Annotated in this window: 27 protein-coding genes; 13 read left to right on the top strand and 14 right to left on the bottom strand. The window is 64.2% G+C overall.

All coding sequences use genetic code 11. From position 1 onward, the window contains the following. Positions 1-63: 63 nt before the first annotated feature. The 12 genes from glnT to H9532_RS05355 form a co-directional block, all read right to left on the bottom strand. The gene (glnT, locus tag H9532_RS05410) at positions 64-1,365 is read right to left on the bottom strand and encodes a type III glutamate--ammonia ligase (RefSeq protein ID WP_296366208.1); all 1,302 of its coding nucleotides are present in this window, start codon (positions 1,363-1,365) and stop codon (positions 64-66) included. Positions 1,366-1,378: 13 nt separating this feature from the next. Continuing rightward, positions 1,379-2,359 (bottom strand): alpha/beta fold hydrolase, encoded by a 981-nt coding sequence (locus tag H9532_RS05405; RefSeq protein ID WP_296366207.1) that lies wholly within the window; start codon positions 2,357-2,359, stop codon positions 1,379-1,381. Next, entirely contained in the window at positions 2,356-3,267 is a 912-nt protein-coding gene (locus H9532_RS05400; RefSeq protein WP_296366206.1) for a fatty acid desaturase, read from the bottom strand. Before H9532_RS05400 ends, H9532_RS05405 begins: the two co-directional genes overlap by 4 nt. Before the next feature lie 91 nt (positions 3,268-3,358). Next, positions 3,359-4,384, bottom strand: a complete 1,026-nt coding sequence (locus tag H9532_RS05395; RefSeq protein ID WP_296366205.1) for a zinc-binding alcohol dehydrogenase family protein — start codon at positions 4,382-4,384, stop codon at positions 3,359-3,361. Positions 4,385-4,387: 3 nt separating this feature from the next. Continuing rightward, on the bottom strand, positions 4,388-5,431 hold the full coding sequence (gene csaB, locus H9532_RS05390) for a polysaccharide pyruvyl transferase CsaB (protein WP_296366204.1): 1,044 nt from the start codon (positions 5,429-5,431) through the stop codon (positions 4,388-4,390). A gap of 45 nt (positions 5,432-5,476) precedes the next feature. Then, positions 5,477-5,680: a hypothetical protein gene (locus tag H9532_RS05385; protein ID WP_296366203.1), complete on the bottom strand. Its 204-nt coding sequence runs from the start codon at positions 5,678-5,680 to the stop codon at positions 5,477-5,479. A gap of 79 nt (positions 5,681-5,759) precedes the next feature. Beyond that, a complete protein-coding gene (locus H9532_RS05380; protein WP_296366202.1) occupies positions 5,760-5,933 on the bottom strand; it encodes a hypothetical protein in 174 nt (57 codons plus the stop codon). A gap of 104 nt (positions 5,934-6,037) precedes the next feature. Beyond that, positions 6,038-6,838, bottom strand: coding sequence for a PAS domain S-box protein (locus H9532_RS05375; protein ID WP_296366201.1), 801 nt, complete (start codon positions 6,836-6,838; stop codon positions 6,038-6,040). Positions 6,839-7,006: 168 nt separating this feature from the next. Next, the gene (locus H9532_RS05370) at positions 7,007-8,521 is read right to left on the bottom strand and encodes an alpha/beta fold hydrolase (protein WP_296366200.1); all 1,515 of its coding nucleotides are present in this window, start codon (positions 8,519-8,521) and stop codon (positions 7,007-7,009) included. Positions 8,522-8,545: 24 nt separating this feature from the next. Next, positions 8,546-8,731, bottom strand: a complete 186-nt coding sequence (locus H9532_RS05365) for a hypothetical protein (RefSeq protein WP_296366199.1) — start codon at positions 8,729-8,731, stop codon at positions 8,546-8,548. Then, a complete protein-coding gene (locus tag H9532_RS05360; protein ID WP_296366198.1) occupies positions 8,731-9,186 on the bottom strand; it encodes a hypothetical protein in 456 nt (151 codons plus the stop codon). Before H9532_RS05360 ends, H9532_RS05365 begins: the two co-directional genes overlap by 1 nt. Next, the gene (locus tag H9532_RS05355) at positions 9,183-9,596 is read right to left on the bottom strand and encodes a hypothetical protein (RefSeq protein WP_296366197.1); all 414 of its coding nucleotides are present in this window, start codon (positions 9,594-9,596) and stop codon (positions 9,183-9,185) included. Before H9532_RS05355 ends, H9532_RS05360 begins: the two co-directional genes overlap by 4 nt. A gap of 41 nt (positions 9,597-9,637) precedes the next feature. Here H9532_RS05355 and H9532_RS05350 point away from each other — a divergent pair, with 41 nt between their 5' ends. The 6 genes from H9532_RS05350 (at position 9,638) to H9532_RS05325 (ending at position 15,176) form a co-directional block, all read left to right on the top strand. Beyond that, a complete protein-coding gene (locus tag H9532_RS05350) occupies positions 9,638-11,788 on the top strand; it encodes a mechanosensitive ion channel family protein (protein WP_296366196.1) in 2,151 nt (716 codons plus the stop codon). Between the two features lie 353 nt (positions 11,789-12,141). Next, positions 12,142-12,300, top strand: coding sequence for a hypothetical protein (locus H9532_RS05345; protein WP_296366195.1), 159 nt, complete (start codon positions 12,142-12,144; stop codon positions 12,298-12,300). 6 nt (positions 12,301-12,306) lie between these two features. Next, positions 12,307-12,882, top strand: coding sequence for a DUF296 domain-containing protein (locus tag H9532_RS05340; protein WP_296366194.1), 576 nt, complete (start codon positions 12,307-12,309; stop codon positions 12,880-12,882). Further along, positions 12,875-13,444, top strand: coding sequence for a hypothetical protein (locus H9532_RS05335; protein ID WP_296366193.1), 570 nt, complete (start codon positions 12,875-12,877; stop codon positions 13,442-13,444). The genes H9532_RS05340 and H9532_RS05335 overlap by 8 nt, the downstream gene beginning before the upstream one ends. Continuing rightward, a complete protein-coding gene (locus tag H9532_RS05330) occupies positions 13,437-14,036 on the top strand; it encodes a rhomboid family intramembrane serine protease (protein WP_296366192.1) in 600 nt (199 codons plus the stop codon). The genes H9532_RS05335 and H9532_RS05330 overlap by 8 nt, the downstream gene beginning before the upstream one ends. A gap of 27 nt (positions 14,037-14,063) precedes the next feature. Then, entirely contained in the window at positions 14,064-15,176 is a 1,113-nt protein-coding gene (locus tag H9532_RS05325; protein WP_296366191.1) for a zinc peptidase, read from the top strand. On the opposite strand, the gene H9532_RS05320 is transcribed toward H9532_RS05325, so the two are convergent. Beyond that, on the bottom strand, positions 15,169-15,987 hold the full coding sequence (locus H9532_RS05320; protein ID WP_296366190.1) for a glutathione S-transferase family protein: 819 nt from the start codon (positions 15,985-15,987) through the stop codon (positions 15,169-15,171). The genes H9532_RS05325 and H9532_RS05320 overlap by 8 nt on opposite strands. A gap of 5 nt (positions 15,988-15,992) precedes the next feature. Beyond that, a complete protein-coding gene (locus tag H9532_RS05315) occupies positions 15,993-16,151 on the bottom strand; it encodes a hypothetical protein (protein ID WP_296366189.1) in 159 nt (52 codons plus the stop codon). Positions 16,152-16,325: 174 nt separating this feature from the next. Between H9532_RS05315 and H9532_RS05310 the strand changes: the two genes are divergently transcribed. The 7 genes from H9532_RS05310 (at position 16,326) to H9532_RS05280 (ending at position 22,856) form a co-directional block, all read left to right on the top strand. Further along, the gene (locus H9532_RS05310) at positions 16,326-17,801 is read left to right on the top strand and encodes a bifunctional orotidine-5'-phosphate decarboxylase/orotate phosphoribosyltransferase (protein WP_296366188.1); all 1,476 of its coding nucleotides are present in this window, start codon (positions 16,326-16,328) and stop codon (positions 17,799-17,801) included. Positions 17,802-17,812: 11 nt separating this feature from the next. Further along, positions 17,813-18,139, top strand: a complete 327-nt coding sequence (locus H9532_RS05305) for a hypothetical protein (protein WP_296366187.1) — start codon at positions 17,813-17,815, stop codon at positions 18,137-18,139. Continuing rightward, positions 18,136-19,119 carry an ATP-binding cassette domain-containing protein gene (locus H9532_RS05300; RefSeq protein WP_296366186.1) on the top strand — a complete coding sequence of 328 codons (984 nt, stop codon included), beginning with the start codon at positions 18,136-18,138 and terminating at the stop codon, positions 19,117-19,119. Before H9532_RS05305 ends, H9532_RS05300 begins: the two co-directional genes overlap by 4 nt. 40 nt (positions 19,120-19,159) lie before the next feature. Beyond that, positions 19,160-19,936, top strand: a complete 777-nt coding sequence (locus tag H9532_RS05295; RefSeq protein ID WP_296366185.1) for an ABC-2 family transporter protein — start codon at positions 19,160-19,162, stop codon at positions 19,934-19,936. Further along, positions 19,936-20,736 carry an ABC-2 family transporter protein gene (locus H9532_RS05290; RefSeq protein WP_296366184.1) on the top strand — a complete coding sequence of 267 codons (801 nt, stop codon included), beginning with the start codon at positions 19,936-19,938 and terminating at the stop codon, positions 20,734-20,736. Before H9532_RS05295 ends, H9532_RS05290 begins: the two co-directional genes overlap by 1 nt. A 108-nt stretch (positions 20,737-20,844) precedes the next feature. Beyond that, entirely contained in the window at positions 20,845-21,123 is a 279-nt protein-coding gene (locus tag H9532_RS05285) for a hypothetical protein (protein ID WP_296366183.1), read from the top strand. Continuing rightward, positions 21,063-22,856: a hypothetical protein gene (locus H9532_RS05280; protein WP_296366182.1), complete on the top strand. Its 1,794-nt coding sequence runs from the start codon at positions 21,063-21,065 to the stop codon at positions 22,854-22,856. Before H9532_RS05285 ends, H9532_RS05280 begins: the two co-directional genes overlap by 61 nt. The last annotated feature ends 11 nt before the right edge of the window (positions 22,857-22,867 follow it).

Raw genomic sequence — 22,867 nt, 5'->3', positions numbered from 1 at the left:
ACGGCCAGAGCGTCGCGTGGCGATCAGGCGTGCACCATCGGTAGAAATACCGGCGCTGACCGTTCAGCCATCCAGCCCCACCTGGCGCTCCCAATCGGTGAGCTGTGAGCGGAACCGGCTCCACTGGCGCCGGCGCAGTTGTTCATAAGCCCCGCAGAACCCCTCCCCGAGGCCGCTCCGCAACCTTTGATCGGCTGCGAAGGCATCGAGCGCTTCCCCAAGATCACGCGGCAATCGTCCAAAGGTGCCGTCCGGCAGGGGATCGGCGTAATTGTCGTTGTCATGGCGGGGGCCAGGATCCAGCTGGTGCTCAATCCCATCGAGCCCCGCCGCCAGAACGGCGGCCTGCAACAGGTAGGGGTGGGCAGCGCCATCCGGCAACCGCAATTCCAGCCGCTGATCATCGGGAATGCGCACCATATGGGTGCGGTTGTTGCCGCAGTAGCTGATGCCGCCGGGGCTCCAAGTGGAACCGGAGGCGGTGGGAGGCGCCGCAAGCCGCCGGTAGCTGTTCACCGTTGGGTTGGTGAGACAGGCCAGCGCCGGTGCATGGTGCAGCAGACCAGCGAGGAACTGATAGGCGAGATCGGAGAGCCCCAGCTCCCCGGCTGGATCGTGAAAAGCGTTGCGGCCAGCCTGGTCCCAGAGCGAGATGTGCGTGTGACAGCCATTGCCGGTGAGCTGCTGGAACGGCTTGGGCATGAAGGAAGCCCGCAGCCCCTCCCGCTCCGCCAGCGACTTCACCATCACCTTGAAAAAGGCATGGCGATCAGCGGTGGTGAGCGCATCGGCATAGGTCCAGTTGAGTTCGAACTGGCCGTTGGCATCTTCGTGGTCGGCCTGATAAGGCCCCCACCCCAACTGCTCCATGCCATCCAGCAGAGCTGACACCAGCGGATAGCGGCGCATCAACGCCAGCTGGTCGTAGCAGGGTTTCTCCTGGGAATCAGCCCCATCAGCCAGCGCATCGCCGCTGGGATCCAACAGGAAAAATTCAGCCTCCACGCCACTGCGCAGTTCGTAGCCGAGCGCTGCGGCCCGTTGGATCTGGCGCTGCAACACCCGCCGCGGACACTGATCCATTGGCTCACTGTTGAGCGTCAGCTCGGTGGCCACCCAGGCCACATCGCTTTGCCAGGGCAGGGGTGTGAAGCTGCGCGGATCCGGGATCGCCATCACATCGCCATCGGCCGAGCTGAGATCCAACCAGGCGGCAAAGCCGGCAAAACCAGCCCCGTCGCGGCTCATCCCGGCAACAGCGGAACACGGAACCAACTTGGCCCGCTGAATCCCGAACAGATCGGTGAAGGAGAACAGCAGAAAGCGAACGCCACTCTCGAGGGCAAGGCTGATCAGATCGGTCATGGAGGTCTGGCGGTCAGCTGTCGAGCAGCTGATCCACGATTCGGCGCAGGTGCTGCTGCTCGGCAGGGCTGCTGTGGGGATTACCAGCGCGATGGCCGAGCACTGAATCGATCACATGGAAGTGCGCACCAGGAATCGCAGCGGCGTCGGCGGCCATGTCGTCAACCGTGAAGTAGAGGTCACGGTTGCAAGCCACCACGGCGGTGCGCGCCTGAATCTCAGCCAGTGCCGCAGCGAGATCCCCACCGGGCGCCACATCGTGAGCCAGCCACGTATCGAGCATGGCGATCAGATCGCGTGGGTCATGGCGGCGGTAGTTGGGCAGCCAGTGTTGCTCCACGTGCTCCTCCACCGGCTGATCGAGGGTTTGGAAAAACGGCTGTGAGGCAGCCCAGCTTGCATAGATCAGCGCATAGGTGCGCAGCCCCTGATCCGGGACCCCATCGAATCCAGATCCTGTCCAGCTGGCATCGGCCGTGAGGGCCTGACGCAGGCTCAGGCAGAACAGACGGTTATGCGGTGAGGTGCGGCTGGTGCCGCACACGCAACACAGCCGTTGGACCTGATCGGGATAATCGACAGCCCATTGATAGGCCTGCTGCGCGCCCATCGACCAGCCAAAGATCAGTGGCAGGGTCTCCACGCCGAAACACTCGGCCAGAAATCGCCGCTGGGCTGCGACGTTGTCGCGGTGGTGCACGAGCCAACCCTGCTCCGCCAGACCCATGCCGCCATGGCTGGGGCTGGTGGAATCACCATTGCCGAACATGCCGGCGATCACGATGCACCATCGCGATGGATCGAGCACCGGCCCCGCCAGCCAGGACAGATCCACAGGCCTGGCGCCGTAGGAGGTGGGGATGAGCACCAGATTGGAGCGATCCCGGTTGAGCTCGCCGATCTGCACGTAGCCAATGCGGGCGTCCTCAATGCGGTGGCCGCAGTGCAGGGGCGCAGAACCGAGGGCAAAGTGCCGAGGTCGATGCCGGCTCATGCCGTCGGGGCGAGGCTGGGCAACCGCTGGAGCAGTTGGCGATGCACCGCGAGGTAGCCGCGGTCGAGGTGCCGAAGCTGAGGCGCGAGCTCTAGATGCGCCAGCGCCAGGGCATGGAACGGCAACGAGGGGTAGAGGTGATGCTCCGCGTGGAACGGCATGTTCCACATCAGCCAACGCACAGGAGCCACGGTGAGGGTGGTGCGGGTGTTGGCGAGGCCATCAGCGCTGAAACTGCAGCCGCTGTGCTCCGCCAGCAGAAACACCCGCAGAAAGGGCTGGCCCAAGGCCAGTGGCAGTAGCCACGACCAGAACAAAAAACCATTGGCCTGCCAGAGCGATGCAGCCAACGCGATCGCATACACCGCAAACTGCAGCCGCACTGAGCGGCGCACCTGAGGAATCAGCTCAGGGCTGAGATAGGGAAGTTGGGAGAGATCACCGAACAGCAGCCGCTGATAGCCGCGAACCTTGCCGATCCACCAGTTGATGCCGCTGATTTCGAGGGCATAGCTCATCAGCGTGGTGGGAACGGGATCGTCAAGCTCCGGATCCAGGCCGGGCTGGTGCGTAAAGCGGTGATGCCATTGGTGATAGCGGCGATAAAACGTGGCGTTGTAGAAACTCAGCAGCCCCATCAACCAAGCCACACGGTCGTTGGTGGCCTTGGAGCGGAAGGCCGTGCGGTGGCAGCACTCGTGCAAGCCGGAGAAGCAGGTGGCCAGGGCGACCCCACTGAGCACCAGGCAGACCAGCCGCAGCAGCCAGGGCAACTCCGGCTGACGCCAGAGCACCCCAGCAACGCCAATCACCATCAAATGGCCGCTGAGCTGGAGCCAGGCGGGCCGGTCCTGCAGTTGATTCAGCTGCGCCAGGCGTTCGCGGGAAATCAGGTGGGAACTGCTCATCCCGCCAGTTCATCAGCGGGAGCAGCCAGGCTTCGGTAGGGAATGCAACGGTTTAGGCGCTGCGTGGTGCGGCCCTCAACCGGTGCGACCCTCAACCCCAGCCGCTCAACACCAACTTGCCGACTGTGCGGCCACCCTCCAGCTGGCGATGGGCAGAGCGGAGATGAGCAGCATCGATCGGACCCAGCGATTGAGTCGCGGTACTGCGAATCAAGCCGCGATCCACCAGAGCTGCCAGCTCCGCCAACAGCTCGCCCTGGCGTGCCATGTCCGGCGTGTGGAACAGCGAGCGGGTGAACATCAACTCCCAATGGAGCGACAAACTTTTGCGCTTCATGGCCAGCACATCAATCGCCTGAGGCGGCGGATCATCGATCAAGGCCAATGCTCCCTGGGGCTCGAGCAGATCCACCAGCTGGTGGAAGTGATCGCCGGTGTGGGTGAGGCTGATCACCGAGCGCAGCGGCGGCAAAGCAAGCCTCGCCAGTTGATCCGCCAGCGGAGCGTGGTGATCCACCACATAGTCCACACCCAGCTGTTGCAGCCAGGCCTGGCTCTCGGGCCTGGAGGCGGTGGCCACCAGCACAAGGTCTGTCAGTTGACGCACCAACTGCACCAGGATCGAGCCAACACCGCCTGCAGCCCCAACCACCAGCAGGCTTTGGTGCTCACCGCTCTGCCCCTGGCGGGGCAACTTCAGGCGATCGAACACAAGCTCCCAGGCGGTAATCGCCGTGAGCGGCAGGGCAGCGGCATCCGCTGCGCCGAGGCTCTGAGGAGCACGCGCGGCCAATCGGTGATCGACGCAGTGCAGGCTGCTGTTGCAGCCAGGACGCTGCAGCGCCCCGGCGTACCAAACCCGATCTCCAGGCGAAAAGCCCTGAACCGCCGAGCCGCAAGACACCACCGTGCCAACGGCATCCCAGCCCAGCACCCGCCAGGCACCGGCAGCGGGCTGCTCGCGGCGACGCACCTTGGTATCCACTGGATTCACGCTCACAGCCTCCACGGCCACCAGCAGGTCGTGCTCCAGCGGGGAGGGATCTGGCAGGGTGATGTCGAGCAAACAGTCGACATCAGTGCTGATCCGCTCACTGCTGTAGCCAATCGCCTTCATCCTTCAGGCCTCGAGGGTGGTGAGCAGATCGCGATGCACGGTTGTGGCCTGAGCCATGGCCTGCAGGGAGGCCAGTGCAGGTGGGTGCTCAAAGGCCTCAAGCCAGCTGCTGAGCAAAGCAGCCGCTGCGGGGGCTGAATCCGCCAGATCGATGCAGCTGCAGCCGAGCTCGGTGGCACAGGCCTGCACCTTCGGGTCATAGCTCAGTGCACTCACCGGGCTGCCGGCCAGGGCGGCCAGGATCAGGGCATGCAGCCGCATCGCCAGCACCAGCGATGCACCACGGAACAGGGCCATCGCTTCGCTGGGGGTGGTGGCCTCCACCACTCGGCTGCGCCGCGCTAAAGCGGCACCCACCACCCCCTGCTGCTGCAATTGATCCAGCAGCGACTGATCCTGATCGCGGTGGAAGGGAAGCCAGATCACATCACGCTGGGTCTGCTCCGCCAGATCCTCCAGGGCTTGGAGATAGGGCTTCCAGGCCTGGCCCTGCAGATGCGGGGTGGGGCGCCAGCACACCACGATGGGCCCTCCCAGCCCCAACCAGTGCTGCCGCGGCAGGCTCCAGACCGCATCAGTGCCATGGGGTGCCGACACACCCAGCTGCCGCGCCAAGTGCGCGGAGGCTGAATCCCGCCAGGTGATGGCCGTGGCCAGCGGCAACAACAAACGCACCAGGGCACGGCTACGCCGGCGCCGCAAGGGGCCAAGCCCCTGGGCCCAGAGCAACACCGGCTTGCCTTGCAAGCGAGCGGCCGTGATCAAGGCGGCGTAATAGAGAAGGCTGCGGAAGCTGGTGGAGTCTTGGAGCAGGCTGCCGCCGCCCAGCACCAGGGCACGGCAACGGCTCAAGGCATCGACCACCGCCCGAAGGCTGCGGCGATTCACGCTGGCGACGCCGTGCTGCAGCGTGATCTGCTCTTGATCAAACGCGGTCACCAGCGGTGTGACGGACGGCGGGAGCTGCGCCAGCAAAGCGTTCAGCAGCGCATCGTCTCCGAGGTTGTGCTCGCCGTAGTAACCGCACAGCAGCACGGATGTCGTCACACGGGTCGGCGCGGAACCGGACCAGCTTGACACCAGCCTTCAGGCTCAGGCTGCGGCCGCCAGCCGTTGCCGCAACAGGGGGATCTGTTCATCGATCAGCAGGCGGGCAGCCGTCAGGCTGGCCGTACGACCAAGCACGGCGCCGCTGCAGTGCTGAATGAGGTAAGCGCCCTCGCAGCGCGGATAGCCGATCAGCTGGATGCGGCAACCGCGGTGGAGCCAGCAGGGCGTGGGCGTTGGAGCAGGCATGGTCGGATGCAGCTGCACCCGCACTGCAACGCAGCCCAGTCAGAACACAATCACCCCTGTGCCCGTTGGGCAGCTGGCTTCAGCGTTGGCCCAAGAGCTCCAGCCAGGTCAGGCGATCGGACTGGGTGGCCATGGCGGGATGGCTGGGGCAGGGGATGGTGATCACCGGCTCAGGGTGCTGAAACACGTCTTGGCTGTGGCAGGGCTCGAGGGTCACAACCACAGGCCAAGGGGCAGCGGGTGCAGGAGTCATGGGGGTGCTGTCATAGGCCCATGCTCAAACGAAACAGCAGCGGTCCACGCTGCCTGGATTGCTGCACGGGGTGCTCAGGCACACAGTCGAAATGCGCTAGGGGATCAGGCGATCGGAACGCCGGCATGCAGCCGTTCAGCCAAGGCGAGAGCCTCCTGAGCCAGACGCTGTTCATGGGCAACGCGATCGGTCACGTCGCGCTGCACGGACACCCAATGGGTGTGCCAACCCGTGGGGTCGGCCAGGGGAGCCACCTTCAGGTCGATCCAGCAGGTGGAACCGTCGCGCCGGTAGTTGAGCACCTGCATCCGGGATGGCTGCCACTGATCCATGGCGCGCCGTAACCGGGCTGTGCTGTCGCGGCAGGTGTCTGGCCCTTGAAACAGCCTTGGACTACGCCCCAGCACTTCATGCAGGCCATAGCCGGTTTGATCGAGGAGCGATTGATTGGCAAACACAATCAGCGGCCCGGGAGAATCCAACGGTTCGGCCAGGGTCACCAACACCGCGTCCTGGGCCGTATCGAGAACCGCCTCCAGCAAGAGGCGATAGGTGTCTTCCGGCGCATCGGGTTCGACGTCATGCAAACGCTGGGTGCGGCGCCGCAGGATGCCGGCACCGAAGCCGCAATCCGTGCGGAAGAGGCGAATGCGTGTGGCCAACTCAATCTGGGTGGGTTGGGCCAGCGCCACCACGTGGTCGCGGGGGCCCGCCCGCAGCCGGTCCCGTTCCTGAATGATCAGGTCGGCCAACGCAGGCCAGACCTGCTTCAGGCTCTGGCCGCACCAACTCTCCGCCTTGATGCCGAGCCGAATCGCGGCGGTGCGGTCCAGATGACTGATCGAGCCATCGGGACCGCAGAGCAGCAGCCCATCTCCAGGTTCGAGCAGGAAGTAAGGACGCACGCAGCCGAAGGAGCAGGTCAGACGCTAATCAGAACGCCACTGCTGCGGCTCCAGCTGCCATAAAAAACAGCCCATGCGGGCTGTGTGAGGAGGCTTCGGCGCCAGCAAAGCGGGCCAAGCGAAGAGCAGCCATGAGCACCACTACCTAAAGATTCAGCGCGCGTGAGCTTATTGAACTTCCAAGCGGTTGGTGACATCCGCCATCGCCTTGCCGTCGCTCCCCCAGGAGCCCTGCGGCAACAACGGTGCGGCGCCGGGACTGGGCTTCACCGCAGTGCCGGCTGCAAAGGCGCGATTGGTCCACTCCAGCAGCAGCGGTGCCACGGGCCCACCGCCGCTGGATTGACCAGGCCGCAAGTTGAAGTGATCTCCCCCTTGCACAAGCACCAGCTGGTTGCCCTGGGGGTTGGAGGTTGTGAAGGGCTCCACCGCTTCCGGATCCGGGGGAACCACCCAATCGTGGGTGCCGCTCACCAGCAGCACGCGAGCGGTGATTTGCTTGGCAGATCCCTTGGGAAACAGCAACGACACCGGAGGGCTCACCGCCGCAACGGCGATCACACGCGGATCATCCACTGCGGCTTGATCCACCGCGGAGATCCAACTGCATTGCAGCGTCCAGCTGAGATTGCGATCGGGATCGGAAAGGTTGTCGCAGCGTGCCTTCAGGGCGCGATCCTCCGGTTTCACACCCGCCAGTTGAAGCGCCGTGGTGGCACCCCAGGAATGGCCGATCACCACCACCCGATCGGCGTTCACCCCAGCCAACGCCGGCAGGCGGCCCTGAGCCACCCCATCGTTGATCGCAGTCACATCCTTGGCCCGCAGCGCGAGCTCTGCCGGTGAAGGCGGTGGTGCCTGGCCGGAGAGCACCTCGTGCTGTTGATGCTTGTCGCTGCCTGGATGGCGGGGCAGCACCACCGCATAGCCCTGCTCGGCCAAGCGTTGCCCCCAGCCCTCGAAGTTGGTGGGGCTATCCCAGAGGCCATGGGAAATCACAACCAGGCCGCGCGGGGAGCCGCTGCTGGGTTGCATCACCACCAAGTCCAGCGGATCAGGTCGATGCGACACCGCCAGGGTTGTGCGGCTCACGGCAACGGCGGAGCGGGGTGCAGCGGGCGTAGCCACCGGTGCGGGAACCGCCGCAGCCATCAACTGATCCGCACGGCGGCGATGGCGCAGCATCCGCGCCAGAACGACCTGCGCTTGCGACATGTTGAGCCGCACCCGTTCACCGGGAATCGCTTCCATCAATTGAAGAAGCGTGGGCTGACCATCCGCTGATGCCGCCGTGGCCTTCTCCAGGGCTTGCTTGAGCGTCTCGCCAGTGAGGTCGGGGCTGCGGCCTTCCACCGTGCCGAAGGACGACACCAGCAACAGGGTTTGCTCCAGCAGCGGTGAGCCAACGGAACTCTCCGCCAACTGGCGAAAACTCACCGGAACTGGGTGGTTGAGCAACTTGAGCAATTTGCGGCCCAGCTCGCCATCACTGGCACGATCCAGTTCCGCCAAATCGCTGCTGCCCTGCATCAGAGCTGCGGGATCCTTCAACTCGCTCAGCTTCACCGTGAGCGTGTTCTCCACCAGCGGCAGCTCCACCACCACCTCTTCCAGCGCCCGCACCGGCGCCGTGGAGATCACCAGAGCCGCCAGGGCCAAGGCTGAACGGAACAGGTTGCGCATCACCAGGCCCAAGGAGGAGGCAGGTTAGGCGGGGTCGACGGGCTCGATCCGGTAGTACTCCCGATCATCCGAGCAGCACAGGTCGGCGTAGTAGCGCTCGAGCACGGCATAGGCCTCTTCATAGGTGGCAAAGCAGCGGCCGGCGATCGCGTCGGTGGCGCCGTCATCGCGGCAGATGCGATAGCGCGAGGAAGCTCCAGAACGCGTCATCAACACACCATGGCGTCAAGGGCAGCGCCCAGATCCTCGTGGCTCAACCCCTCGCCATGGGCGCGCATCAAGGCAGACACTCCGATGCTCTGGCGATCAGGGTGCAGCTGATGAAAGGGCACCAGCCAGAAACGCCACTGCTCTGGATCGAGCGGATCGATGCCAAGAGAGCGCGCAGCTCTCTCCCCTGGATCGAGCAGACAAAACAACTGAGCCCGCAGGGAACGATCTCCCAATCGAAACGATGCGGGCCGCTGTTCAGACGCTCTGGCGGAGGCAACAGCCAGCAGGCAGCCGCCCCACTCCAAGTGGCTCAGAGGCCAACGGGCCGGAGGCGGGAGATCAGCGGCAGGTGCCGCCAATGCTGCCTTCACCTGCCAGAGGGCAGAAGCATGCAGCAGGCGCTCCTCGAGCAGATCGGGATGGCACCAAGCCAGGAAGGCAGCTCGCGTCATCGCAGCAACAGCCAGAGAACAAGCACCACCAGCAGAGCCATCAGCGCCGCAACGGCAGCCACAACACCCATCAGCAGGCGACGGGTGGTAACCGGCCACCAGAGAAACCCAAGCCAGAGCGGCACCAATGGCCAGAACAGCGGGATCAACAGCGACAGTGCCGCCAGCAGCAGCAACGTGCGCCGCCTCTGGGCACGACGTTGCTCACTGACTGCCAGTTCGGCGCGCTCGTCATCACTGAGCCAACGGCCCTGTTGACGCGCCAGTTCGAGCTCGTGTTCAAGGTTGCCTGAACGGCCCTGAGGAGCAGCCAGCTCAGCGACGGCATCGAGAACACCGGCACTCGCTTCCCGCAACAGCGAAGCTCCAACGAGCACGGTGTGGCGCATCCCGTGGCGCAGACGACTCATCGGCAGTGATAGCGATGATTGAACCAACAATGACCATGCTGATGCCAAGGTTCTGGATCCGGCGAGCCCTGGCGGCCCTCACCGGATTGCTGATCAGCCTGGTGTTGATGCTGCCGGGGCTCACTCAGGTTCGAGAAGCACCGCGAGCGCCTGTGGCCGAGGGTGTACCCCTGAGCAGCCAACCCTTCTATCCCGCCTTGCTCGAGGCGGTGGAAACCTGGGAAGCAGTGCCTCTCGGCGAGGTGATCGGCGATAACCCCCGTTCGACCCTGCTGAATTTCTATGTGGTGATGGCCGAAGTGGGCCATCAGATGCGCACCATCAGTGCCAGCGCCGAAAAGGATCCAGGGTTCAATTGGAGCCCGGCAGCCCAGCAACGCATTAACAGACTGCAGAAGCGGTTCAATCTGGCTGTCGAAGCACTGAACAGCTCTGATTTCGCGAAGAGCGTCAGAACCGACCGCGCCGAAGAAGCGGCAATCCAGCTCAAACAGATTCTAGATTATGTCTTCGGCAATAGTCGAAAGACATTTAACATCCCCAACCACGATGCCATTCTCAGACTGAATGAATCACTCGAGAAAGATGTCTCCGAATGGCGCCTGCCTGGCACAGCCATTGTCTTAAGACTGGACGACGGCAATGATTCCCAAAGCGGCAACTACCTGTTCTCAGCAGGCACCGTTCAACAGGTCGAACGGATGTACGAGGAGATCAGCACGTTGCCCGTCAGATCGACACCGTTTACAACTCCAGGCCTGTACGACTTCTATTCACTCACGCCGGGTTACCTTGTTCCACCGAAGTGGTACCTGCGTCTACCCAGCAACCTAAGACAGCTGATTGAAGTGCAGATCTGGGGACAAACACTTTTCCAGATCCTATTTTCCCTGCTAACCATCTCTTTACTTCTATTGATCATCGCCTGGCTCGGTCGGCGGTTGATCGGGACCTACCGCGACCCAGCCAGCAGCAAGAGCGGGGAACCATGCGGGCTCCAGGCCGACAACATCGCCTGGTGGAGGGTGTTGCTGATGGTTCCGATCCTGCCCTTGACCCGATTGAGCTTGATCACCGTTGACTCCACCATCAACATCACTGGCACGCCGCTGGTCGTAGCAACCTTCGGCTTTTACATCATCTACTTTCTGTCGGCGAGCGTGTTGGCCTACCTCTTTTTTGAGGCCCTCGGACGCACCAGCGCTGAATGGATGATGTATCTCAGAGGCGGCACCTCAACGCTGCGTCTGCAACGGATCAGCAATTTCGTCATGCCGATCTGCCGCACGCTTGGGGCTGTCGCGATGGTGGGACTGATCTACCAACTACTGTTGTTTCTGGGATTACCCGCGGAAACGGTTCTGGCCTTTTCGGCCGTCCCCGGTCTGGCGATCGGCCTAGGCGCCTCCAAGCTCCTGGGCAATCTCTTTGCAGGCCTCTCGATCCAAACCGATCGGCCGCTGCGGGTCGGCGAGTTTTGCCGTGTGGGAGACAACCTTGGCTTTGTGACCAAGATCGGCCTGCGATCCCTGGAGCTGCAGACCCTCGATAGCCGGATCACGATTCCCAACGCCATCGCCGATGACGCCACGATCGTGAATTTCTCACAGCGATCGCAGCGATCAGACCTGGCGCCCAGGCAGGGCATCGAGATGCGCTACGCCCTCAACCAACCGCTCACCCCGGAACAGGTGGAAGACCTGCTGCACTACACCCGTGCCGAGGTGAAGCAACGGCCCGAGCTCCTGCACAGCCTGATGAGCGTGGAACGCAATCAGGAGGATGGCCTTGAGCTGGTGTGCTTCGCCACCGTTGAGCTGCACGGCTGGCAGGCCTACCTGGAGCTGCGGGAATCGGTGCTGTTGCGCATGCAGCAGATCGAGGATCAGGTGGCGAAATCAAGGGTGGTGATCGGCGTGTCGTACGACACAACCGCCGAACAGCTCCGCCAGATTCCGATCTGGATCAAGGAGGTTGTGGAATCAGACCCCGCCTTCACGCTGCGCTCCTGCCGGCTAATGGCGATCTCGGACTTCAGTTACGACTACGAGTTTGATTTCCGCAGCAGCCACAGCAGCTATGCCGCCTTCAAAGATGGGATCAACCGGATGAACCAAGACCTACTGGCCAGCTTTGCCCTCCATCAGGTGGAGATTCCGTTCCCAACCCAGATGGAGATCCAGAAGGACTGAACACCCCAAACAGGTCCATCCCACGGCGAGCTGTGTTCGACAACACGGCACTCCTTCAACGATGGATGTTGGAGTGAGTCCATTGCCCGCAGGGAGCCGCAGCGGTGATTCCAGCCGGATTTCTGATCCTGGTCAGAGCACTGCCCTGGATCGTGCTGTGCAGTGTCGTGGCTGCAGCGGCAGCCCTGAGCCTCGAACTGGCTTGGTCCGCCTGGAGTGCCTGAACCACCCAGCGCAGGGGCTGCCGCCCAGATCTCTGTAAAGAGATCGGAAGCCCGCCCCCATGGCGGGGGCAAGAGGCGACAAACGCCCACCACCCGTCTTAAGGTTTTCTCAAGACCTGACAGGTTCCGTTGAACGAAAACAACCCCGTGCTCCACGCCATGCGCCAGGAGCTGCACGAGCTGAGGGGTCGCTATCACCGCCAGCCCAGTGACTTCAACCGTTACCAGCTGGTCCGCCATGAGCAGCGCCTGGCTCAGTGGGTACCCTCGGAGCTCATCAGCGCCTGATCAGTCATGCGGGCTCTGCCCATCCATCTCGAAGCGGGCTCAGATCTGCGGGCCAGCCTCGAGCAACTGGCGGCACGCGAGAGCTCTTCGGGTTTTGTGCTCAGCGTGGTCGGCAATCTCAGCCAGGCCTCCTTTGCCTGCCCTGGGCTGGATGAGCCCACCGTGTTGCGCGGTGAGTTGGAGATCATCACCCTGCAGGGAACACTGTCTCCCCAGGGTGTGCACCTTCATCTGAGTTTTTCTGACCCCGGCTGTCAGGTGTGGGGCGGCCATCTCGAGCACGGCAGCCTGGTGCTCAAGGGCGCTGATCTGTTGGTGGGTTTCCTGGAAGCAGGCGGAGCCCAGACCGAAGCCGCTGCACCGGTCAGCCAGGCCCGAGTTCAGGTGTCCCTCGCCGAGGGATGTGCCTGGTCGCGCCGTACGGAACGGTTGCTCCAGGGACTTGGCCTTCCCTACGACGTGGTGGCTGCAGGCCCTGGCCCCCTGCCGCAGATTCGGATCGATGGCCAATGGATCGGTGGTTACAACGAGCTTGCCGCCCTGCACGCCCGAGGATCCCTGCAGGCTTTGCGCCATGGCTGAGTGTCAGCTCACAACCCTGGAGGGCTGTGAGCTGGTGATCGGCCGCTACCCCCGATTTCTCTACAACGCCCGGGGAGGCAGCGCGGCGGGTGAAGCCCAGCGCGCTGATCGAGGGGATATCAGCCTGAGCTTTGCGTCAGAAACCACGGCCATTCCGGCCTTAAGCGGGCGCACCGCCCGCTTTCTGGGCCTGCCGCTTCCGCCCGGCCTCTCCGTGGAGATTCACCCGATCCGCTTGAACGGAACCCTGCAACCAGCCACAGGCCAACTCGAGCTGCAGTTCTGCGCACAGTTCCGCTTTCAGGTTGGCTTCGGCCCGGGCCTCCGTTACTGCGCACCTGATCTGTTGGTGAACGCGCTGCTCACCACCGAAACGATCTGCAGCCAGCGCCACGACCGCCAAGGCGTCCGCCTCGAGGGCACCAACACCGGCGTGTTGGTGGGAGCCGCCGTGATCGAACCCACGGGCGAGGCATGGCTCGATCGTTTCCTGGGCTTGCCGGATGAAGCACTTGCCGTTCTGGAATGCCAGCTGAGCCTGGCTGGAGGCCTTGATGCCTGAGAGCCTCGGACAACGGCTGGACCGGAACCTGGCCCGGCTTGGCACCAACCTGCTCATCCCGCCATTGCTGCTGGTGATCCCCTGGGCGCAGGAGTTGATCGATCAGCTGCTGTTCGGTGGCCACTGGAATCTGCCGATGACACCGCGGGGGCCCATCTGGGGGGTGCTCACAGCGCCCTTCAGCCACAGCGGGTTTGGCCATCTGCTGGCCAACAGCCTGATGTTCCTGCCCCTCTCGTGGTTGGTGCTCGCCAAAAGCCGTCGCGATTACATCGCAGTGTGGCTCGGGGTGTACGTCACCGCGATTCCGATTTGGCTGTTCTGGCCCACGGCAAGCCATGGCCTCTCGGGCGTTGTGTATGGCTTGCTGGGCTATTTGCTGTTAATCGGATGGCTAGAGAAGCGGCCTCTATCGCTGCTGCTTTCAGTGCTGTGCCTGGTGAGTTACGGCGGTGTGCTGCCGAGCCTGATTCCGCTGTTCTCACCGGCAGGGGTGAGCTGGATCGGCCATACCAGTGGCTTCGCAGGGGGTTTGCTGGCGGCCTGGGCTGTGCAACGGGGAGCTGAGCCCGCGGGCGGCAGCGGACGGTAAAACGTGCTGCAGGCACCCACCTCAGGCATGCCCCGATTCAGCCGTGTTCTGGGCACGCTGCTGCTAGCAGCCATCAGCGCTCCATCGAATCTGCTGGCGCAGCCCTGGGCTCCAGGCCAGGGCCCGCCGCCGGGATTGAACCTGCCAACCGCCGCAGAAGCCCGGCAACTGGAGCAGTTGCGCCTCAGCGCTGAGCCGCAGGGGCTGCGGGAGCGCTACCTGCGCGAGGCCCATGCGCTCTTACACCGCTTCTGGAGCAGCCATGAGCAGCCCAAATTGCTGCTGCCGGGGGATCGCGCCGAGGGCTGCGGCGTGCAACGCGTGGCGCACCCAATGGCCTACTACTGCCCGCCCAGCCAGGAACTCGCCATGGGGCTCAACCTGCGCAAAAGCGTGCGCAGTGCTCGGGGCAAAACCGATCGGGAGCTCCTGCTGCTGGATCTGGCTGTGCTGGCCCACGAGTGGGGCCACCACGTGAACCGGGAGAAGGGCCGCGGGCCCTTCCAAGGGGGCATGGGCCTCACCGTGAAACAGGAGGAACTGGCAGCCGACTGGAGAACAGGGGTGTTTCTCGGCTGGATGCTCAACACTGGCGCCCTCGGTGTGGACGACTTCACCCAGACGGCAAACCTGATGTTCGAAATGGGGGATTACGAACGACTTGCGGCGCAGCATCACGGTTACCCCAAGGACCGCTTTGAAGCCCTCACCCGCGGACTGACCAGCCAGCTCAAGGTTGGCCAGCAACTGGGCGGTTGGCGGATCGACACCGCCGAAACCTTCAGCCGGCCGCTCCAACTCAGCGCCGACGATCTTCAATTGAACCGGCGCCGGTATGAAGTGCGCCGCTTCGAAATTGATCGAGGTCAGCAGATTGCCACCAACCTGATCGGTGGCTTGCTCGGTGCTGCCAGCTGCGTCTGGGGGAACCAGCAGCAGTGCATCGGCATGGCCGCCCAACAGGGCAAGGGCCGAGCTGATGGCACCTACACGCAGCGGCAGCTCACGCTGCACTGCGCCACACGCACCTTTGATGTGAGCGACGACGCCTTTGACCCCCAACCCGCCGAACGGGATGGCAAAGGCCAAGCGGCGGTGCTGCTGGATCGGGATTGCCCCAAGCCAGGCAGCCTCAACTGAAGCGGGTGTGCCGAGCCTCCAGCAGCGACTGCACAAAACGGCGGCGTTGAAAACGGGTCCACAGATCAGCCGCTGCAAACGCTGGCCGTTGCTGATACCGCTGCCACCAGCTCTGGAGATCTGCTCTGCTGAGCAACGCGAGTTCGCCGGCCATGGCCAGGCGCGAGCAGAGCACGGCGAGCACCACATCAGCTGAGCTGATGCGAGCACCAAACAACCAGCCGCTCGCCACCACCGGCGGCAGCGATGCCAGATAAGCCGCCACCTGATCCTGTTGCTCGGCCAACACGGCTGGGGCTGGCCGGTCGCGGAACACAGCCAGCCGTGCCCGGTTCTGCTGCACCTTCGCCTCCAGAAGCGCAGCCTGATCGGGCTTGCCAGCGATGTCGCGCTCAAGCTTGGCGTTGATGCCGCTGAGCATCCGCACCATCACCGCCTTGAACCAGGGGCGAGTGGCCAGCACCTTGCCGAAGGTGAGCGTTTCGATCGAGAGGGCGTAGTGCCCCGCCACGGCACGCTGAATGGCCTCGGCGCGGCTGGCATCGACATCAGCCCAGGACTGCTCCGGCCGTTGCGCGGCCTGCTGGGCTGCATAGATCAGGATCTGCGCGCTGTCGGTGAGCAGCAACCCGGGGCCCCGCAGGGTCGGCACGGTCATGTGGGGGTTGAGCTTCCGGTAAGCCGGGCTCAGCTGCTGCTTGGCCAGATGGATGTCCATCAGCCGACTGACGTAAGCCACGCCCGCTTCCGCCAGGGCCAGGCGCGCCACCATCGAGTAGTACGACGGTGCTGCGTGAAAGAGTTCCAACATCGGGCTCAAGAGAGATGCAGCAGCAACTCCAGCTGCAGCTTGTCGGCAAGACCTGCATCGATGGCGCGGAACTGGGCAAGGGCGCGGCGGCGTTGCTGGGGATGCAGCATCAGCAGATCGGCCAGGGCCAACTCCAGACAGTGTTGATCGAGCTCTCGGTTCACAGGATGGGCTCAGCGACCGGATCACATCAGCCGGCGGGGGCAGCGGCCAGGGGCCAGGGCCAGATCAGCAGGCTGCCTGCATTGGCTTGCCGGCGCCTTTTGCTACGAGCTGTGTCCACTTCCACCGTGATGGGCCGGTGATCTCTTATCAACAACCTTGCCGCAGTCCGGCGGATGGGCTTCTTCGTTCAACTCACTGAAGCCATCGCCGAGCGCCAGTCGCTCCTGATGACGGGTCTTGACCCGAACCCGGAGATGCTGCAGAGCTGGGCGCTGCGCCACGGCATGGGCAACCGCTCCTTTTTGAGCCAGGCTCGCCACTGGATCAAAGCCGTGGTGGAAGCTACGAGCCCCCATGTGTGCGCGATCAAGGCCAGCCTCGGCTTCTACCAGGCCCTGGGGCCATTGGGCCTTGAGCTGCTGCTGGAGGTGCGCGATCTGGTGCCGCGGGATCTGCCCCTGATCATCGACGCCAAGCACGGCGATCTCAACTCCTCCACGGCCCTGGCCCACTACCTGTTCAAAGACTTGGGGGTGGATGCGGTGACCCTGTCGCCCCTGGCCGGGCAGGACATCGCTGCACCGTTTCTGCTTTATGCCGACAAGGCGGTGGTGATCACCTGCCGCAGCTCCAACCCAGCTGCCAAACGCATCCAATACCACCCCAGCGAGAGCGATCCGCTGTTCCTGCAGATCGTGCGCGAGAGCCAGCTGTGGGGCACGCCCGATCAATTGCTGCTGGAAGTGGGCACCAGTGATCCAGCCGTGTTGGCGCAGGTGCGCCAGGCAGCGCCGGAGCGGGTGTTGATGCTGCGCAGCATCTGGAGCGAAGAAGAGCGGCTCGATGGTCTGCTGGAGGCGGGGCTCAACCAGGCGGCCGATGGCCTGCTGCTGCCGCTGCCGCAGAACCTGCTGGTGGAAGACGACCTGAGTGAACAGGCCGCCGCACTCAAGGGACTGATTAACCGTCGCCGGCAACGCTGGCTGGCGAACCAGCCAACCGACACCAACACCAGCTGCGACGTCTGGCTGGCAGGGCCGCCTGAACACCCTGGCAATCAAGACCCCATGGCCGACCTGATCCTCGATCTGTTCGACATCGGCTGCCTGCTGTTCGGGGAGTATGTGCAGGCATCCGGAGCGGTGTTCAACTACTACATCGACCTGCGCCAGATCATCTCCGACCCGAACCTGTTCCATCGGGTGTTGCATGGCTACAGCGGCCTGCTGGAGCAGCTGGATTTCGATCGCATCGCCGGCATTCCCTACGGCTCACTGCCCACGGCCACGGGCCTCTCACTGGCGCTGCACAAACCGCTGATCTATCCGCGCAAGGAGGTGAAGGCCCACGGCGCCCGGCGCCTGATCGAGGGCGACTTCAACGAAGGCGATCAGGTGGTGGTGGTCGACGACATCTTGATCACCGGCGGCAGCGTGCTCGAAGGCATCGCCAAGCTGGAGAGTTCAGGCCTGGTGGTGAACGATGTGGTGGTGTTCATCGACCATGGCGGCCGCAAAGACCGCAAAGCCCGCGAGCGACTGGAAAGCCAGGGCTACCGGGTGCATGCGGTGCTCGACATCGAGCGGATCACCCAGGTGCTGCTGCAGGCCGGCCGCCTCAGCCCCGAACAAGCCGCGGTGCTGGGCTGACAATGGTGGGCATGACCTACCGGCTCAAGCTGCTGTTGTTAGCGGCCCTGGCCTGCAGCATCAGCGCCTGCACACCCAAGCCCAAGCCCCCGGCTGATCCAGCGACCGCGCCGGTGGTGCCCGCTGCACCCAAACCCAGCCCCGAGGACGCAGCCACCACGCCGCGGCTGCTGGAAGCGGTGGAGACGGCGACCGATCTGTTCAACCGCGGTGAGAACGACCTGGCCTGCGAACAGGTGAACCGCGCTGAGGGGGTGAAGGGATCGGGTTCCCCTGCGGACGCCGAGCTCACCAAGCGGTTGGAGCGCTACCGCCAGGCCTGCGAGCCCAACGAATGAGCGAGGCGATCGTGCTCGCCGAGGGGCTGAGCAAGAGCTTCCGGGTGGCTAATAAGCAACCGGGGTTGGCGGGCACCGTGCGCCATGCGTTGCGGCGTCGCTACCGCGATGTGGAGGCGGTGCGGGAGTTGAGCTTTGCCATCCAGCCCGGTGAGGTGGTGGGTTTTCTGGGTCCCAACGGCGCCGGCAAAACCACCACGCTGAAAATGCTCAGTGGCCTGATTCACCCCAGCGGCGGCCGGGTGCAGGTGGCGGGCTGCCAGCCGCAGCGGCGCCAGGAGCGATTCCTGCAGCAGATCACGCTGGTGATGGGCAATCGCCAACAGCTGATCTGGGATCTGCCGCCGCTCGATTCCCTGCGGGTGAATGCAGCGGTGTACGGGATCGATGCGATCGAAGCCAAGCGGCGCATCACAGAACTGGCCGAGATGCTCGAGCTGGGGGAAGAGCTGCATCGGCCTGTGCGCAAGCTCTCCCTGGGCCAGCGCATGAAGGCGGAGCTCCTGGCGGCGCTGCTGCATCAGCCGGCGGTGTTGTTTCTGGATGAGCCCACCCTGGGGCTGGATGTGAACGCCCAGGCGCGAGTGCGCGATTTCCTGGCCGACTACAACCGCCGCACCGGCGCCACGGTGCTCCTCACCAGCCACTACATGGGCGACATCACCGCACTGTGCGAGCGGGTGCTGCTGATTCATCAGGGCCGTCTGTTTCATGATGGATCCCTTGATGCGCTCACCAGCCGCCTGGCCCCCTGCAGGGAGGTGCGGCTCGAGCTGCGGCAGGCGCATGCGCGCGAGGCGTTTGAACGCTTCGGCACGGTCGAGGCCCATCAAGGCCACCAGGTGCGGCTGCTGATACCGCGCGATCAGCTCACTCAGCAGGTGGGATTGCTGCTGTCGCGCTTCGAGGTGGTGGATCTGGAAGTGAGCGATCCACCGATCGAAGAGCTGATCGGTGGCCTGTTCCGGCAGCAGGGCTGAGATGGCGCGCCGCAGCGTTCTCCAATCGGTCCAACGCGCCATGCGGATCGCCGCAGCGCTGCTCTCGAGCCAATACGCCTACATGCTCGAGTACAGGGCTGAGATCGCCCTCTGGGCCCTCTCAGGGGTGTTGCCGCTGATCATGCTGGCGGTGTGGCAGGGCTCCGATGGAGCCGCCGCCGCGGGGCTCACACCCCAGGGATTGGGGCGATATTTCCTGGCTGCCTTTGTGGTGCGGCAGTTCAGCGTCGTGTGGCTGATCCACGTGTTTGAAGAAGACGCCTTGCAGGGCAAGCTCTCGCCCCAATTGCTGCAGCCCCTTCAGCCCCTCTGGCGCTACCTGGCGGCCCATGTGGCAGAGCAGGCCACACGCGTGCCGTTTGTGGCGCTGATGCTGGCAGGGGTGGTGGTGCTGCAGCCCGAGTGGCTGTGGCTGCCCTCGCTGGGGCAGCTGCTGCTGGGGATCGTGGCGATTCAAGCAGCGTTCGTGATGCGCTTTCTGCTGCAAACGCTGGTGGCCATGCTTTGTTTCTGGAGCGAGCGAGCGGCCGCCCTCGATCGGCTGCTGCTGATTCCTTATCTGTTCCTCTCGGGATTGGTAGCGCCGCTGGAGTCGTTCCCGCCGGCCGTGCGTCGCCTCGCGGAGTGCACGCCGTTTCCAGCGATGGTGTCGTTCCCGGCAAAGCTGCTGGCCGGCGAGAGCGTGGATGTGGGAGCTGGCTTTCTCAACATCGCCCTGTGGTGCGCCGTTCTGTTCCCGCTCAGCCGGCTGCTGTGGCGCGCTGGTGTGCGCCGCTATTCGGCGATGGGGGCCTGATGGCACACCGTGTTCGCCGTTACTGGCGCAGCCTGCTCAGCTTCTGGGCGACCTCGATGGAAGCAGAGCTCGAATACCAGCTGAACCTGGTGATCGAACTGGTGGCGGTGCTCGGCAACCTGGCCGGCAGCCTGTTTGTGCTGGTGTTGCTGGCCGGACCCAGGGGCGAACTGGGGGGATGGAGCTGGAACAGCGCCCTGGTGGTGCTGGGGATCTACACGCTGCTCGACGGCTTCACCAGCTGCGTGCTGCAGCCCAACCTCAGCAAGATCGTGAGCCATGTGCAGAACGGCACCCTCGATTTCGTGTTGCTCAAACCGATCGACAGTCAGTTCTGGCTGTCGACCCGCAGCTTTTCTCCCTGGGGATTGCCGGGGGTTGTGGCAGGCATCGCTCTGATCGGTTGGGCCCTGGCCCACAGCGAGGAGGCGCTGTCGTTGGAGGGCATGGCCCTGGCATTGGCGCTGCTCACGGCTGGAGGCCTGATCCTCTACAGCCTCTGGTTTCTGCTGGCGGGGCTCTCGATCTGGTTCGTGAAGGTGTGGAATGCCACCGAGGTGCTGCGCTACACGCTGGTGGCAGGCCGCTATCCGATCAGCGCCTACCCACCGGCATTACGGGTCTTGTTCACTCTCGTGCTGCCGGTGGCCTTTCTCACCACGGTTCCCGCAGAGGCCCTGTTGGGGCGAGCCTCAGCAGCCTGGGCCCTTGGTTCGCTGACAGCGGCGTCGAGCAGCATGGTGGCAACACGGCTGTTCTGGCAGTTCGCACTCCGCCACTACACGTCGGCATCAAGCTGAGGCGTTCCTGGGTGATCCCCCTTGCGTTTCAGCCCAAGCAGGTGTTCGCGGCTGTGATGTGAATGGCGATCAACAGCTCTTGCGCCTGCCGCTCCCCAGGCTGAGGCTATGGGGGTTGATCCCTTCTGCTCAGGGGCCATGCACAGCGCCGATGACCTGCGTGATCGCTACCTCCAAGGGGTCAGCAGCCCGGGCGAGATCAATGCGATCGCGCGCACCTATGCCGCGCTGCGGCAGATTCCGTTCGCCCAAGCCCTTGAAGATGTGCACGAAGGGCTGGGCAGCGAGCTCAGCGGTGATGGTGATGCAACCGGGCAAGCCTTTCCATGGTGCGAGGTGAGTCGCTCGCTGGTGCCCCTGGGCCGGCAGTGGATCAACGGCCTCTAAGGCGTGGGCGGGCGAGAAGGCCGTTCTGGCCTCTTGCGGCCCTGGGCCTGATCGGGCTCAGCAGCGGCTCACCCCTCCTGGCTCAGATCACCCCCAGCCAATCGCTGCAGCAGCGCCTGCAGGAAGACCAGCTCCGCCTGAGATTGCTCGAGCTTGAAGACGACGACGCAATCGAAGACAGCGCTCCGCTGATCCAGGGCGCGCCCCAAGGCCCATTGACCTGGAGCGGCTCCCTCGAACTCAGGAGGCTCGAGCTCCAGGGCACACTCCCCGAGATTGAGGCTCTGGAGCAAAGCCTGCAGGGGTGGATCGGCCGCCGGATCGAGGCTGAACAGCTGCGGGAGATCCAGCGTGCCATCGAAGCCTGGTTCTGGCAGCGCGATCAGGTGGTGGGCATCCATCGGATCGCGGCGGACCCTGAACAGGGTGTGCTCACACTGGCGATCGCCCCCCTCACCCTGGCGGCGGTGACGGTGGATCCAAGCAACGCCCACCAGTTCAACGAGGCCCGGGCCATCGGCTTTGTGACCGCCGCTGTTCCGCTCGGCACAGCCCTGAGACCGGGAAAACTGGAATCAGCCCTCCTCAAGCTCAACGATCTCTGGGGCGTGCAGGTGCGCGGCCGCTTGCAGAGCGGCGCTGATGCCGATACACGCATCCTGGTACTCGAGCTGGCGGATCTCAAGCGGCAGAGCGTTCTGTTGGAGGTTGATAACGATTTGAACCGCTACGTGGGCACGGTGCGCACCCTCGCAACGTGGAGCTCAGCCAACAACCTCGGCCGCGGCGAGCGCTTCTGGCTCAACCCCTCCTCGTGGGGCAGTGGGCAAGGCACCGGCACGGCTCCGCTGCAGTGGGGCCTCGATTGGCCCGTGGGCCTCGATGGCCTGCTGTTCAGCGCCTCAGCGAATGCGGGGCGCTACCGGTTGGTGAACACCGGCGAGGTGCTCTACACCGGTGAAACTGGCGGAGTGAGCCTGAGCCTGCAGCAACCGCTGTGGCGCCGCGATGCCCGCAGCATGTGGCTGCGGCTGAGCACAGAAGGCTTTCACTTCCGCGATGAACGCAACCGGCTCAATCTCGATGACAAGCAGGGAGGCGTGCTGCGGGGCTCCTTGGTGGGCACCAGCAGCGATCAGTTTTGGGGTCAGGGGAACACCACCTTGGTGCTGGGCGGCTCGTTCGGCTCGATCAACCTCAACGGAAACAGCTCCTTCAAGCAGTTCGATCAATTCACCACCCGGCTACAGGGCGACTACGGCGCGCTCAACCTGAGCCTGCTTAGGCAACAGGTGTTCAGCGAGAACTGGAGCGCCAGCTGGCTGCTGCTCGGCCAGATGGCGGCCACCAACCTCTCGGGCTACGAGCAGTGCGGCCTCGGATGGCCCAACGGTGTGCGGGCCTATCCGCCTGGGGAAAACTCCTCCAGCAGCTGCCTTGTGAGTCAGCTGGATCTGATGTGGCGATGGAAGCCGTGGCTGAAGTTGGTGGGCTTCGCCGATGTGGGCTGGGGTGAGCGCTGGCGCCAGCCCTTTCGCGGCTCGCTCCAACCGAACACCTACAGCCTTGCGGGCGCAGGGGTGGGGATCGATCTGGGCCGTGTCAGCCGCTGGCTGGTGTCGCTGCGGGCAGCCTTTCCCATCGGCGGCAATCCCGCTCAGAGCAGCCTGATCGATCTGGAGGCGAGCAGCCCAAGCCCACGGCTGTGGGCGGCCTTGCAGCTGTGGTTGTGAAGCTGAAGCGG

It is taken from the genome of Vulcanococcus sp. Clear-D1, from assembly GCF_014654725.1.
In the GTDB taxonomy this organism is placed as follows: Bacteria; Cyanobacteriota; Cyanobacteriia; order PCC-6307; family Cyanobiaceae; genus Vulcanococcus.
The sequence above is the reverse complement of the archived record's forward strand: the minus strand, read 5'-3'. Positions and strand labels throughout refer to the sequence as shown.